This window comes from Gordonia sp. CNJ-863 (genome assembly GCF_001942325.1).
Classification (GTDB): Bacteria; Actinomycetota; Actinomycetes; order Mycobacteriales; family Mycobacteriaceae; genus Gordonia; species Gordonia alkanivorans.
This window is the reverse complement of the sequence record NZ_MKKG01000044.1, coordinates 135,021-148,107: the sequence shown is the minus strand read 5'-3', so window position 1 is coordinate 148,107 and position 13,087 is coordinate 135,021. Positions and strand designations below refer to the sequence as shown.

Genomic DNA, 13,087 nt, shown 5'->3' with positions numbered 1-13,087 from the left:
GTCCCGCTCATCTCGAGCGGGGCGGGCTTTTCGGTTCAGACCCTCCGCAATGCCTCGCGATCGAGAGCGGTGGCATCGGTGTGACCGGCCAGGCCGAGGGTGAGGTCGAGTTCGGCGATGATGTCGGCCACCGCATCCCGGGCGCCGTCGGCACCGGCGAGCGCCAACCCGTACATGTGTGGTCGGCCGATGCATGCGGCGTCGGCGCCCAGCGCCAGTGCCTTGAACACGTCTGAGCCGGTGTAGATCCCGGAGTCGACGAGCACCTTGATCCGACCGTCGACCGCGGGTGCGATCTCGTCGAGGGCGTCGATCGTGCTGATCGCGCCGTCGATCTGACGTCCGCCGTGGTTGGACACGATGATGCCGTCGACCCCGGCGTCGACGGCGCGACGGGCGTCGTCGGGATGCAGCACGCCCTTGAGGACGATCGGCAACGACGTGCGTTCGCGCAGGCCGGCGAGGTCGTCCCAGTTCAGCGACGGGCGCGAGTAGATGTCGAGGAAGGTCTGAACAGCGGCCCGCGGCTGGGGCGACGTGAGGTTCGAGAGGAAGCGTCCGGGTGCGTTGCGCGTGATCGAGATCAGGGTCGCGATGGCGCCGAGCGAGATCTCCGGCCGCTCCTCGGCGGCGGTGCGCAGCCGATCGGCGACGATGTCGACGAAGCGCCGATCGGAGGTGTACTGCGCGATCCCCTCGCCCCGCGCGAACGGCAGCGATCCCAGGTTCAGATCCTGTGGCCGCCAGCCGAGCATCGTGGTGTCGAGGGTGACGACCACCGCGTCGGCGCTGATGGCCGCCGCGCGGGCGAGCAGACTGTCGACCAGGTCATCGTCGGTGGACCAGTACAGCTGGAACCAGCGGGGAGCTCCCGGGGTCACGCCGTCCATCTCGGCCGCCACGGTTTCCATCGGCACGCTCGCCTGGTTCGAAAAGATGTAGGGCACACCGAGCTCCGCGGCGGCATGACCGATCAGACGGTCCGCATCGGGAGCGGCGAGCGAGCCCGCACCCACGGGCGCAAACAGCACGGGCGCCGGGATGCGACGTCCGAACAGCTCCACCTCGAGGTTCCGCGCGGAGACGTCGCGGAGAATACGTGGCACGATCGCCCAGCGGTCCAGGGCCTGCCGGTTGGCCGCCATCGTCCGACCCTCACCGGCGCCTCCGCCGATGTACGCCCACGCGCGAGCCGACATCGACCGCTTGGCACGGCGTTCGAGTTCCGCGAAATCCGTTGGTACGCGGGGCTTTCGCCGATGGACACCAGCGGTGTAGATGTCGTTCTGCCGCGCTCGCCCGTATCCCGTGGTCATGGGAGCCGATCGTAACGTCGGCATCGCAGGCCCCGGGGAGGATTCCCGGGCCGGGTGTCAGCGCGTGGCGACAGCGGTCGCGCCGGCCGCGGCGACCGTCACGACGCCGACCGCCGGCCAGGCGCCGATCTTCTTCGCGAGCGGATGCGAACCGCCGAATGCCGCCAGATATCCGGCCAACAACCCACCGGCCACCGCCGGACCCTGCTTGACCGCCCACTGCCGGGTACACCAGGCACCCGCCGCCGCGAGGACCACCCCGCCGAGCTCTCGTCGACCGCTGTAGCGGGCCGCCGCGAAGCCGCCGACCAGACCCACAGCCACCACGGGCACCGTTGCATCCACTGCCATACGACCCAACCTACCGCCATCTGAGCGCCCCTCACCCATCCGACGGGTGTCACGGCACCGAAGACCGGGTACCCGCAACCCCGCGCCGACCCCGCACCCCGAAGGGCCTCGCCATGACACAGACCGCCGAGATGACCGACTCATCCCTCCCCCACCGGCCTGTCCTCGACACGAACTCCGGTCTCCGCGCGATCGACGACGCGACGACCGACCTCGAACTCGTCGAGGAGGTGCTGACTGCACATTTCCGTCGCCACGCCCTGACGCTGCACAAAGTGGGTGCCGAACTCACTCCGGCGGCGGACGCGATCGCTGCCCGCATCGGCGGCGGCAAACGCCTGCGCGCCGCATTCTGCCTGTGGGGAGCGCGCGGCGCAGCTCGTGGACAGGCGGTCCCCGGTGTCGTCGAGCTGGCGTCCGCGATCGAGCTGTTCCACTTCGCCGCCCTGGTCCACGACGACGTGATGGACGACTCCGACACGCGCCGCGGCCTGCCTACCATCCACCGCCTCTTCGCCGACACCCACCGTGCCCTCGAGCGCCGGGGAGATTCGGACACCTGGGGTACCGCGGTCGCCATCCTCGTCGGCGACATGTGCCTGTCGTGGTCGGACGACCTGGTCGCCGCGGCGGTCGACACCGTCGGCCGCGACACCCGCCAGGCCGTCCGCGAGACCTGGACCGAGATGCGCGACGAGGCATACGCGGGGCAGTTCCTGGACATGCTCAGCCAGACCGAGGATCACACCGACCCCGACCGTACCGAGCGCGTCCTCCGCTACAAGAGCGCCCGCTACAGCATCGGCCAGCCGCTTCGGCTCGGTGGCACTCTCGCCGGAGCCGACGCCGCCCTCCTCGCCGACTACGACCGCATCGGGCTCAGCGCCGGCGAGGCGTTCCAGCTGCGCGACGACATCCTCGGCGTCTTCGGCGACGAGAAGGTCACCGGTAAGCCGGCGATCGACGATATCCGCGAGGGCAAACGCACCATGCTGATGGCGCTGGCCGAGGAATCCGCGACGTGGACCGAACGGCGGATCATCGCCAACTGCCTCGGCAACCCGGACCTCGACGCCGCCGGCGCCGCACAGATGCGTGGCGTCGTGGAATCCACCGGCGCACTCGAACGCGTCGAACAGCGCATCGTCGAACTCGCCGAGGACGCACTCGGTGTCGTCGCGGACGCATCGGTGGACGAGCAGACCCGTCAGGCCCTGACCACCCTCGTCGAACGTTGTGTGTGGCGCCGCTCATGACCTCACGTGCTGTCCCGACGGTCGAGCTGCGCATCTGGGGCGTCGACCGGGTGATGCCCGCGCTCGGCCGGATGGCGTCGGGTCGGCGTGCGTTGCGCGCCACCCCCGGACTCCGGTTCGCCAAACTGCTCGGCACCGGCACCGCACAGACCTTCACGATGGAGAGCGCCGATCTGCGGCACTGGGCGGCGCTCACCGTCTGGCACGACGACGATGCGGCTCGCGCATCGTCGGATTCGCGAGTGCTACGACGCTGGCAGGACTCGAGCACCGAGGAACTTCGCATCACGATGCGCCCGCTCCGATCGAAGGGACAATGGTCGCGGGTCGATCCGTTCGGCCACGAGAGCAAAGGTTCACCGGTTGACCGTGCACGAAACTGGACGGGTCCGGTCGCGGCACTCACCCGAGCCCGGCTCCGGCCGACGACGATGGCGTCGTTCTGGCGGGCGGTTCCGCCGGTGGCGTCGGAACTTGCCGGCGCGCAGGGCAATCGGCTCGCGCTCGGCGTCGGCGAGTTGCCGATCGGCGTCCAGGGAACCTTCTCGCTGTGGGACTCCACGCGTGACCTCACCGACTTCGCCTACCACTCGCCCGCACACAAGTCCGCCATCTCGCGCACCAAACCCGCCCGTTGGTACGCGGAGGAACTGTTCGCCCGGTTCGCCGTCCTCGACGTGACCGGGACCTACCAGGGAAGATCGGCATGAGCACAACCAGACATCTGCCGCCCGGATCACAAGGAGCGCAAGCGGGAGCATCATCGCTGCCTGAGGTGCGAGGAGCGCAAGCGACGAGCCTCGAAGGCCCGCCGCGCAGAGCATCCCACCGCCACCACCTCATCCCGATCGCATGGGTTCTCCTCGCCGCGACCATCGGGGTCCAGATCGCATTTCCGCTGACCGGCGGTGGCACACTCCCGCTCACCGTCGCGAGCGTGGTGTTGCTGGCGTCGGCATCGGCCCTTCATCTCGCCGCCACGCGCGGGTTCGGGGCCGCGGTCGCGCTGGTCGTGATCGCCGGCGGCGGTGGACTTCTCGCCGAGGCGGTCGGCGTCAGCACCGGATTCCCCTTCGGCACATACGCATACACCGACGGCCTGGGGCTCAAGGTGCTCGGCGTCCCGGTTCTGGTGCCGCTGGCCTGGATCATGATGTCGTGGCCGGCGCTCGCCGTGACGCGGCGACTCGTCGGTGCCATGCGCTTGTCCGGCACACGGGCTCGCGTGGTGACCGCTTTCCTGGGGGCGTACGCGCTGACGGCCTGGGACGTCTTCCTCGATCCGCAGATGGTCGACCAGGGTCACTGGGTCTGGCAGTTCCCCGACCCGTCGCTGCCCGGGGTCGACGACATCCCGTTGACGAATTTCGCGGGCTGGCTCCTGGTCTCGTTCCTGATGATCGCCATCCTCGATCGGGTGATCGGTGCCGATGATGCCGACGCCGCCGATGACGCGGTACCTGTCACCGCCTATCTGTGGACCTACTTCTCGTCGGTGATGGCGCATGCGGTGTTCTTCGGTCGCCCGACGGTCGCGCTGACCGGCGCGGTGGTGATGGGCGTCGTCGCGATCCCGCTGCTCGTCCTCGAGGTGCGGGCGCTCCGGTCCAGGAGACACGGTGCGAGCGTCTGACCTCTGGCGCCGCACGGTGGCGGTCGGGACCGGCCTGTCACTGGCGTCGCTCGCTCTCACCGTCGACAACGCGATCCGCGTCCGCCGACCAGGTCTCGCGGACATCCCTCCCGCCGAGACTCTTTCGGTGTTGATCCCCATGCGGAACGAGATCACCCGGGCCGACCGCTGCATCACCGCCGTCCTCGAGGCCGTCGACCGATGGCCAGGGCCTTCTCGTGTGCTCGTCCTCGACGACGGTTCGGTCGACGGCACCGACGCCGTCCTCACACGGCTGGCCGCCCGCGACGACCGGCTCGAGGTGTTCGAGGGTTCCCCGCCACCGCCGGGTTGGCTCGGGAAGTCCTGGGCCTGTCAGCAGTTGGCCGACAACGCTTCCCCCGACGGCACCCTCGCCTTCGTCGACGCCGACGTCGTGGTCGAACCCCAGGCGTTCACGTCGTCGTCCGTGTTGTTGCGCAACGCCGGGCTGGATCTCGTCAGCCCCTACCCGAGGCAGGTCGCGACCAGTGCTGCCGAACGTCTGGTGCAACCCCTGCTGCAGTGGTCGTGGCTCAGCACGCTCCCGCTAGGCCTCGCCGAACGTTCCCCGCGCAAATCCCTGACCGCCGCGAATGGTCAGTTCCTGATGGTCGACGCCGCCACGTACCGCCGTGCCGGAGGGCATGAGGCGGTCCGCGACGTGGTGCTGGAGGACATCGCACTTCTCCGTGCGATCAAGGCTGCCGGCGGGCGGGGCGTGGTGGCCGAGGGAAGCACCGTGGCGACCTGCCACATGTACGACGGTTGGCACGAAGTCCGTGCGGGATACCGCAAGTCACTGTGGTCCGCATTCGGCTCCCCGGCCGGGACGTCGGCGGTGACCGCCGCTCTATGCCTCACGTACGTGATCCCGGCGTTGGCCGCTCTCACCGGTTCGCGCACCGGACTGGTGGGATACCTCGCCGGCGTCGCCTCACGACTCGTGGCCGCGCGCTGCACCGGCGGACGCGCCTTCCCCGACGCCCTCGGGCACCCCGTATCGATCGTCCTGTTCACCTTTCTCGCCGCGGATTCGACGATCGCCCGCCGTCGTGGCGAACTGCAGTGGAAGGGACGCACGATCGAGGTCTCCCGATGAGCCGCGTCATCGTCATCGGCGCCGGCGTCGGCGGACTCGCCACGGCGATGCGCCTGCAGGCGGCCGGTCATGACGTCACCGTGCTCGAGCAATTCGACACCGTCGGCGGCAAACTCGGCGTCATAGAGCACGACGGTTTCGTTTTCGACACCGGCCCGTCTCTGGTGACCATGCCGCACGTCCTCACCGAACTGTTCGACGACACCGGCGCCCCGGTGGACCAGTTCCTTCAACTCGACCGTCTGCCGGTCGCAGCCCGGTATCGATTCCCCGACGGCACGGTCCTCGACCTGCCCGACACCCTCGACGACATCCCCGCCGCGCTCGACACCGCACTCGGACCCGGATCCGGTGACCAGTGGTCGTCGTTTCTCGGTCGCGCCCAGGCGATCTGGGACGTCACCCACGGGCCGTTCCTCGAGTCGCCGATGAGCGTGCGGACGATGATCGGCGGGATCGCCACCCCGTCCGACGTCCGTACCGTGGCGCCCTGGAAAACGTTGCGCGGCCTCGGGTCCGAGTATCTCGACGATTCACGGCTCGCTATGCTTCTCGACCGTTACGCCACCTACACCGGTTCGGATCCGCGGCGCGCCCCGGCGGCTTTGGCGTCAGTTCCGTGGGCCGAGCAGGCCTGGGGTTCCTGGTATGTGCGCGGCGGTCTCGGCCGAATCGCCACCGCGATGCGGGATCGGTTGCTCACCATGGGCGGCCGGATCGAGTTCGGGGTCGAGGTGTCCCGGATCTCGACGGACGAGCACGGCCGCGCCGACGGCGTCGTACTCGCCGACGGCAACCGTCGCCCCGCCGACCTCGTCGTGGCGAATGCCGACGCCCGACAGGTCTTCGACCGACTTGTTCCCCGCCGTTCCGCTCGCATTCCTTCTGCACTGCTTCGTCGTTCGACACCGTCGCTGTCGGGCTTCGTCCTCCTCCTCGCGCTCGACAACCCGCCCGCCGATCAGGCCCACCATCACGTTCTGTTCGCCGAGGACTACGACGAGGAGTTCGACGCGGTCTTCGGTTTCAACGGCCCGCCGCGGCCTGTCGCACGTCCGACCGTGTACATCTCCGCGCCCGACGATCCGGAGATCGTCCCAGGTCCCGACACCGCCGCCTGGTTCGTGCTCGTCAACGCACCGCGGCACGACCCTGAGCACGGAGTCGACTGGGATGCAGCAGGACTCGCGGACAAGTACGCAGACCAGATCATGCAGGTGATGGCCGACCGCGGCCTGGACGTCCGCGACCAGGTCCGTCACCGACTGCTGGTCACGCCGGCAGATCTCGAGCGCCGCACCATGACTCCCGGCGGCTCGATCTACGGCTCGTCGTCGAACGGTCCGCGCGCCGCTTTCCTACGGCCGAAGAACACCTCGCCGATCCCGGGCCTGTACCTGGTCGGCGGGTCGTCGCACCCCGGCGGCGGACTCCCGCTGGTGATGATGTCGGCGAAGATCGTGGCGGATCTGATCGCCCGGTCTCCTTCTCCCTGAGGCGACCCCACCCTTGCTGCCTGAGGAGCGAGCGACGCGAACCCACTCTCGCTCCCTGAGGAGCGAGCGACGGCAGGCCACTGTCGCTGCCTGAGGAGCGAGGAGCGATAGCGACGAGCCTCGAAGGCCTGGTGACGTCATCTCATCAGCCTTCGAGCTCGCTTCGCTCGCACCTCAGGCAGCGGGAGGGGCCGCTTGCGCTCCTCGCACCTCAGGCAGCAGCAGGGGTCAGTGCGTCGGCGTCGGACCGACCGAGCGATCTCCGTTGAGCCGCTTGCGGATCAGTTCCGCGCTGATCAAGCACATCGGCAGGCCGATACCGGGTCGGGTGCTCGATCCCGCGTAGTACAGCCCCTCGACTTTGCGTGAGCGATTCGTCGAGCGCAGGAATGCGCTCTGGCGCAGCGTGTGTGCCGGTCCGAGGGCACCGCCGCACCACGAGTTCACGTTGTCGACGAAGTCCGCGGGACCGACCGTGCGTCGTACGACGATGCGGTCGGCGAGGTCGGGGACTCCGGACCACTGGCCGATCATCGCGATGGCTCGGTCGGCGACCTTCTCGATGTCGGGGTCGCCGGCACCGTTCATTCCGCCGTGTCCGAGGCCTGGATCGGGCGGGACCGGGACGAGGACGAACACGTTCTCGTGACCGTCCGGGGCCACCGAGTCGTCGGTCGCCGACGGCTTGCACACGTAGAGCGATGCCGGATCGGGTACGCGCGTGGGTGATTCGAAGATCGCGTCGAAGTTGGTCTTCCAGTCCTCGGTGAAGTACAGCGAGTGATGGGCCAGTTCGGGCAGCTCACCGCTCACGCCGAGGTAGGCGAGGACCGCACCCGGTCCCGAGGTGGCGCGTTTCCAGTAGCGCTCCGGGAAGGTCTGCAGATCGCCGGGAAGGAGCTTGGTCTCGAGGTGGTGCATATCGGCCGCGCCGACGACGATGTCGGCGGGCAGATCCCGCGTTCCCCCGTCGGCGGTTTGGACGCGAACACCGACCACCTCGGCGCGACGGCGGAGTCGACGACCCGGCCGTTTGCGCGTCAGCACGGAAGTCGCGGCCGTACCGGTGTGGATCACGACGCCGCGTTCGCGCGCGACGCGCTCGAGTGCGTCGACGAGGGTCGTGAAGCCCCCCTGGGGGTATCGGACGCCGTCGGCGAGGTCCATCCAGCTCATCAGGTGATACATCGACGGGGTCCGCTCCGGCGACGAACCGAGGAACACCGCCGGATAGCCGAGCACCTGCTGCAGGCGTCGGTCGCTGAACTTCGACGAGATGAAGGACTGGAGCGAGCGGGTCAGCAGCTTCGCGAGCGTCGGCGCGTTCTTCAGCACCGGCAGGCTCAGGAACGCGCGGGTGGAGTCGAAGCTCGTGTACAGGAACCGTTCGACGGCAAGGTCATATGCCTGGCGAGCCGTCTGGAGGTAGGAGTCGAGAGCCGCTCCGGCACCCGGTTCGATGTTCTCGAACACCTCTCGGTTGCGCTCATAATCGCCGAAAATGTCGAGTGGCGGTTCATCGGAACCGTTCTCCCCGAAGAACACTCGGTAACCGGGATCGAGTCGGACCAGATCGAGCTGTTCCTTCGTCGACGTGCCCAGCATTTCGAAGTAGTGGTCGAACACCTCGGGCATGAGCCACCACGACGGCCCGGTGTCGAACCGGAACCCGTCCTTGCTCCACAGCCCGGCACGTCCGCCGAGGTCGTCGTTCTTCTCGATCACCTCGACGTCGTGGCCGTCGTGGGCGAGTAGCGCGGCGGTGGACAGTCCTGCGACACCGCCGCCGATGACGGCGATGCGTTTGCGTGCGGTCATGCGTCCACTCCCCTTGCTGTGCGCGGCATCCCGCGTCGGGCGACGGCGGCCGCCGCGATCCTGGCCTTGCCGGCGTTGGGAACGCGGACACGGTTCAGTCTGGCTTCGGCGGCCGACGATTCACGCAGGCGTGCAGTGAGTTCCGCGAAGAGATCGTGTGCGGTGCAGACCGCGACGCGGCTGCTCGCCGGCAGGTGCGGGATGGCGGCTGCCGCGGCGGTGAGGTCGAGATCGATGTCATCGAGCCACAGCGACCAGGCGGCGTCGTCCGGGCTGTCCGGGTCCAGGCCGACCAGGTACCGGCGGCCCAATCCGTCACTGTCCTCGCCGAAGTCGCGGAGGAAGTTGATCTTCTGGAAGGCGGCGCCGAGACGACGCGCGCCGGGCGCGAGGTGGTCGTAACGCGCTTCGGCTTTCGCCTCTTCGGCGAGGAACGCGCGCAGGCACATCAGGCCGACGACCTCGGCAGAGCCGTAGATGTAGGACGCCAGGCTCTCGAAGTCGTGCTCGACCTCGGTCAGGTCTGAACGCATCGAGGCGAAGAACGGCGCCACCAGGTCCAGGTCGATGCCGACCCGGCGGGCGGTCCGTGCGAAGGCGTGCACCACCAGGTTGCTGCTCGACCCGGTGATCATCGCGGCCGAGGTCTGATCCTCGAGCTGATCGAGTTCGTTGCTGCGGTCGACGAGGCCTTGCTCGGGACGCGGCGCGTCGACGATCTCGTCGGCCACGCGGACGAGCGCGTAGATGTTGCGGACGTCGCGGCGGATGGCCGGGGCGAGCAGGCGCGAGGCGAGTCCGAAGGAACTCGAGTACGACCTGATCACCAGCGCCGCGCTCGCCTCGGCGACGGCGTCGTACCGCCGATGCGGCGGGACCAGTTCGGTATGACCGGGTAGATGCATCATCCGATGGCTCCTGCGGTGTGACGTTGGGGTTGGTATGTCATGAATTCGATGCCCGGGCAATGATCGGATGGGTCGCATCCGCGGCGTCGACGATTCCGTACGGATCGGGGCCGGGCAGCTGGCGCACCTGGTCGGCGAACCAGGGGCTGACGGCCCAGGGGGTGCGCAACGCGAGATCCCATACATCCGGGACCTCCGCCCAGGCGTACTCGGCGACCTCGTCCGGGCTCGGCTTCAGCGAACCCACGGGCCGCGCGACATACACGGGGCAGATCTCGTTCTCGACGATGCCGCTCGCGTCGACGGCCCGGTACCGGAAGTCGGGCAGGATGCATCGCACGTCGTCGACGTCGATGCCCAGCTCTCGCTGCGCGTACCGGTGCACGGCGTCGACGACGGCCTCGCCCGGACGCGGATGACCGCAGAACGAGTTGGTCCACACGCCGGGCCAGCTGCGCTTGGACAGTGCGCGACGGGTCATGAGGATCCGGTTGTCGGCATCGACCAGGTGGCATGAGAACGCGAAGTGCAGCGGTGTGTCGAGACCGTGCACGCCCTCGCGGTCGGCGGTGCCGCACGGGCGGCCGTCGGCGTCGGCGAGAACCACCGAGTCGTTGGTCATCAGTTCCTCATCAGAGTCGAGATCGTGGGTCGAGCCAGGTTCTCCCATTGTTCGTCACCGGGGGCCGAATCGGATGGGCCGGTCGGTCCCGGACGACGACACGGAGATCGCGCGCCGATTCCCTGGATTCGATGGTAGGCAGTGCGGGCGGATCAGCCCTGATCGCCGAGGCCGGCGGCACGCATCAACGCACACCAGGTGTCCACGTAGGCGTCCAGGTCGACGTCGCCGACGAGCGACTGCTGCACGACGACGCCTTGCATCACCGACACCATCGGAAGGGCCAGTTCTGCCGGTTCACCAGGCAGTTCGTGGCCGGAGTCGCGCCAGCGGACCAGGACGTGCTCGAAGACCTTCCGAAGCCCGAGGATGATCTCGCGAACGATCTCGCGCAGTTCGGGGTTGTTCGCCGCCTCACCCCAGATGGTCATCACCATCCGGAAGTCGTCGGTCAGCGGTGCGATCTCGGCCATCACACGCGCCGCGAGCATCCGGATGGCGTCCTCGGGTGACGCGGGGGCGCCGTCGCCGCCGACGAGGTCGCCGAGGCCGGACTCGTAGGCCAGGAAGACCGACCGCGCGACCGCGGCGATCAGCTGCTCCTTCGACGAGTAGTACGAGTACACCGCCCCGGCGCTCAGGCCGGATTCCCGGATGACGTCGGACATCGACGCCCGGTGGAACCCCTTCTCGGCGAAGCAGCGGCGTGCGGCATCGAGGATCTGCTGACTCCGCTCGAGTTTGCGTTCCGCACTGATCTTCGGCATTCGACAAGTGTAAAACGAATATTCGTTCTTGATTGCCATCAACGCTCGGCGCATACTTCTAAAAACGAGAGTTCGTTCTTTTTGGAGGCAGTGATGACCACGTACACCGAACCGTCCGATCGAAACCTCGCCACCGAGGATCGGCCGCCCGAACCATCCCGTTCACACGGACCGTCGTGGCGCATCGTCGTCGCCCTGGTCTTCGCCATACCGATCGTGGTCAGCACGATCGCGGCCATGTTCGTGTCCCTTGCGGTGGACCCCGAGCCGCACGACGTCCCGCTCGGCCTGGTCGCACCGGCACCCGCAGCGCAGGCCATCGAATCCGTCCTGGCCGATCGCGCCGGTGAGGATGCCTTCGCCGTCGAGCAGTTCGCCGATCCCGCCGCTGCGCGGGAGGCCATCGAGTCCCGGGACATCGTCGGCGCCATCACCGTCGGCCCGCAGGGCGTCACCGCCCTGACCGCCGAAGCCGGGTCCCCGGCGCTCGCCCAGATCGTCACCGGCGTCGGCGCGAGTATCGCCACCGCGCAGTCACTTCCGGTCACCACCGAGTCCGTGGTCGCCCCGCCGGCCACCGATGCACGCGGAACCGGATTCGCGGCGGGCTTGCTGCCGCTGCTCATCGCAGGTATCGCCCTGGGCGCAGCGGCCGCGATCGCCCTCGCCGGCCGGGTGTGGATGCAGGCCACCGTCGTGCTGGTCGGCCCGCTGGTGGCCGGCCTGGGATTTGCGGCGGTCTGGTCGTGGCTCGGGGTCATCGACGGGCGCGTGGTGCCGGTGGCGTTGGCTCTCACCCTCATGATCGGCGCGATCTCCTGGTTCACCGCGGGAGCCGGCTCACTCATCGGCGCACCCGGCGTCGGCATCGCCGCGATCCTGATGATGCTGATCTCCAACCCGCTGTCCGGGCTCGCATCGTCGCCGTACCTGCTCCCGGCTCCATGGGGAGCCCTCGGGCAGTGGCTGCCGACCGGCGCCGGCGGCACCCTGACCCGGTCGGTCGCCTACTTCCCCGACGCTTCGTTCGCCGGCCCGCTGTGGATTCTGTTGGGCTGGATCGCCGTCGGCGCGATCCTGCTCGCCGTCTCCGGCCTCCGGCCGCGCCGGGGCTGAATCGAACGGCGCCGGGCCTGCATCAGGCGCGCAGCCCGCGGGTCTGCCGGAACACCGCGACGAACAACTGGAGAAGGCCGATCGTCGCCAGGGTCGCACCGATCCCGGCGATGATCGCCGCCAGCGTCCGGGCAACGCCGTCGGCGAGCCCGACCTGCCACACGACCGTGGCCACGACCATCGCGATGAAGGCGAGGATCACACGCGACGGCCGCTCCCAGACCGTGACGGTTCCGGGGCCCTTCATCCCGGCGGCCTGGGCCGTTGCCCGCGTGCCTTCGAGGAACAGGGTGAGCACGGCGATCACGACCCCCGACCACGGCGGCGCACCGGCCATCACGACGATGCCCGCCAGGAAGATGTCGGACCATCGATCGGCCATCGTGTCGAGGACCCGGCCCCATTGCGTGGCCGCGCCGGTCTGGGCGGCGATGGCGCCGTCCACCCCGTCGAGGACCGCGGCGAGAAGGATCACGACGGCCGCGACCGCGAACCAGCCGCGCCCGGCGAACGTCACCGCGAAGGCGATCGCGGTGACCGCGGCGCCGCAGACGGTGATCACGTTCGGTGTGATGCCCAGTCGCACGAGGGTCGCGCACACGCGTTGCTGAGGAGCACCCACCGCTCGACCCAGAACGACCCGCGGGGATCGATTCCCCCGTGCAACTCCGACCATGCGTCGAG

Annotated in this window: 13 protein-coding genes; 6 read left to right on the top strand and 7 right to left on the bottom strand. The window is 68.8% G+C overall.

Translation table 11 applies throughout. The features are described 5' to 3' along the window. Positions 1-35: 35 nt before the first annotated feature. Both BJF87_RS19040 and BJF87_RS19035 read right to left on the bottom strand, forming a co-directional pair. The gene (locus tag BJF87_RS19040) at positions 36-1,316 is read right to left on the bottom strand and encodes an alpha-hydroxy-acid oxidizing protein (RefSeq protein WP_035753713.1); all 1,281 of its coding nucleotides are present in this window, start codon (positions 1,314-1,316) and stop codon (positions 36-38) included. A 57-nt stretch (positions 1,317-1,373) separates the two neighbouring features. Beyond that, positions 1,374-1,667, bottom strand: a complete 294-nt coding sequence (locus BJF87_RS19035; RefSeq protein ID WP_187346521.1) for a hypothetical protein — start codon at positions 1,665-1,667, stop codon at positions 1,374-1,376. 113 nt (positions 1,668-1,780) lie between these two features. Between BJF87_RS19035 and BJF87_RS19030 the strand changes: the two genes are divergently transcribed. From BJF87_RS19030 to BJF87_RS19010, 5 genes are all read left to right on the top strand, one after another. Then, positions 1,781-2,923: a polyprenyl synthetase family protein gene (locus tag BJF87_RS19030; RefSeq protein ID WP_006357978.1), complete on the top strand. Its 1,143-nt coding sequence runs from the start codon at positions 1,781-1,783 to the stop codon at positions 2,921-2,923. Further along, positions 2,920-3,633, top strand: a complete 714-nt coding sequence (locus BJF87_RS19025; RefSeq protein WP_006357979.1) for a hypothetical protein — start codon at positions 2,920-2,922, stop codon at positions 3,631-3,633. The genes BJF87_RS19030 and BJF87_RS19025 overlap by 4 nt, the downstream gene beginning before the upstream one ends. Positions 3,634-3,698: 65 nt before the next feature. Next, the gene (locus BJF87_RS19020) at positions 3,699-4,556 is read left to right on the top strand and encodes a carotenoid biosynthesis protein (protein WP_006357980.1); all 858 of its coding nucleotides are present in this window, start codon (positions 3,699-3,701) and stop codon (positions 4,554-4,556) included. Further along, positions 4,543-5,676: a glycosyltransferase family 2 protein gene (locus tag BJF87_RS19015; RefSeq protein WP_006357981.1), complete on the top strand. Its 1,134-nt coding sequence runs from the start codon at positions 4,543-4,545 to the stop codon at positions 5,674-5,676. Before BJF87_RS19020 ends, BJF87_RS19015 begins: the two co-directional genes overlap by 14 nt. Continuing rightward, positions 5,673-7,172: an NAD(P)/FAD-dependent oxidoreductase gene (locus BJF87_RS19010; protein ID WP_006357982.1), complete on the top strand. Its 1,500-nt coding sequence runs from the start codon at positions 5,673-5,675 to the stop codon at positions 7,170-7,172. The genes BJF87_RS19015 and BJF87_RS19010 overlap by 4 nt, the downstream gene beginning before the upstream one ends. Positions 7,173-7,400: 228 nt before the next feature. On the opposite strand, the gene crtI is transcribed toward BJF87_RS19010, so the two are convergent. From crtI to BJF87_RS18990, 4 genes are all read right to left on the bottom strand, one after another. Continuing rightward, positions 7,401-8,990, bottom strand: coding sequence for a phytoene desaturase family protein (gene crtI, locus BJF87_RS19005; protein WP_006357983.1), 1,590 nt, complete (start codon positions 8,988-8,990; stop codon positions 7,401-7,403). Further along, positions 8,987-9,898 (bottom strand): squalene/phytoene synthase family protein, encoded by a 912-nt coding sequence (locus BJF87_RS19000; protein WP_006357984.1) that lies wholly within the window; start codon positions 9,896-9,898, stop codon positions 8,987-8,989. Before BJF87_RS19000 ends, crtI begins: the two co-directional genes overlap by 4 nt. 37 nt (positions 9,899-9,935) lie before the next feature. After that, the gene (idi, locus tag BJF87_RS18995) at positions 9,936-10,520 is read right to left on the bottom strand and encodes an isopentenyl-diphosphate Delta-isomerase (RefSeq protein ID WP_006357985.1); all 585 of its coding nucleotides are present in this window, start codon (positions 10,518-10,520) and stop codon (positions 9,936-9,938) included. 152 nt (positions 10,521-10,672) lie between these two features. Next, entirely contained in the window at positions 10,673-11,287 is a 615-nt protein-coding gene (locus BJF87_RS18990; protein ID WP_006357986.1) for a TetR/AcrR family transcriptional regulator, read from the bottom strand. Between the two features lie 93 nt (positions 11,288-11,380). On the opposite strand from BJF87_RS18990, the gene BJF87_RS18985 reads away from it, so the two are divergent. Next, the gene (locus tag BJF87_RS18985) at positions 11,381-12,403 is read left to right on the top strand and encodes an ABC transporter permease (protein WP_006357987.1); all 1,023 of its coding nucleotides are present in this window, start codon (positions 11,381-11,383) and stop codon (positions 12,401-12,403) included. A 22-nt stretch (positions 12,404-12,425) separates the two neighbouring features. Here the strand turns inward: BJF87_RS18985 and BJF87_RS18980 are convergent, their stop codons facing one another. Next, positions 12,426-13,025, bottom strand: coding sequence for a CDP-alcohol phosphatidyltransferase family protein (locus BJF87_RS18980; protein WP_262339051.1), 600 nt, complete (start codon positions 13,023-13,025; stop codon positions 12,426-12,428). Positions 13,026-13,087 lie beyond the last annotated feature (62 nt).

What these genes read in the sequence shown, in the direction of transcription:
- idi (WP_006357985.1), bottom strand. Translation starts at nt 10,520, where the DNA reads ATGACCAACGACTCGGTGGTTCTCGCCGACGCCGACGGCCGCCCGTGC.
- BJF87_RS18985 (WP_006357987.1), top strand. Translation starts at nt 11,381, where the DNA reads ATGACCACGTACACCGAACCGTCCGATCGAAACCTCGCCACCGAGGAT.
- BJF87_RS19040 (WP_035753713.1), bottom strand. Translation starts at nt 1,316, where the DNA reads ATGACCACGGGATACGGGCGAGCGCGGCAGAACGACATCTACACCGCT.
- BJF87_RS19010 (WP_006357982.1), top strand. Translation starts at nt 5,673, where the DNA reads ATGAGCCGCGTCATCGTCATCGGCGCCGGCGTCGGCGGACTCGCCACG.
- crtI (WP_006357983.1), bottom strand. Translation starts at nt 8,990, where the DNA reads ATGACCGCACGCAAACGCATCGCCGTCATCGGCGGCGGTGTCGCAGGA.
- BJF87_RS19000 (WP_006357984.1), bottom strand. Translation starts at nt 9,898, where the DNA reads ATGATGCATCTACCCGGTCATACCGAACTGGTCCCGCCGCATCGGCGG.
- BJF87_RS19030 (WP_006357978.1), top strand. Translation starts at nt 1,781, where the DNA reads ATGACACAGACCGCCGAGATGACCGACTCATCCCTCCCCCACCGGCCT.
- BJF87_RS18990 (WP_006357986.1), bottom strand. Translation starts at nt 11,287, where the DNA reads ATGCCGAAGATCAGTGCGGAACGCAAACTCGAGCGGAGTCAGCAGATC.
- BJF87_RS19035 (WP_187346521.1), bottom strand. Translation starts at nt 1,667, where the DNA reads ATGGCAGTGGATGCAACGGTGCCCGTGGTGGCTGTGGGTCTGGTCGGC.
- BJF87_RS19025 (WP_006357979.1), top strand. Translation starts at nt 2,920, where the DNA reads ATGACCTCACGTGCTGTCCCGACGGTCGAGCTGCGCATCTGGGGCGTC.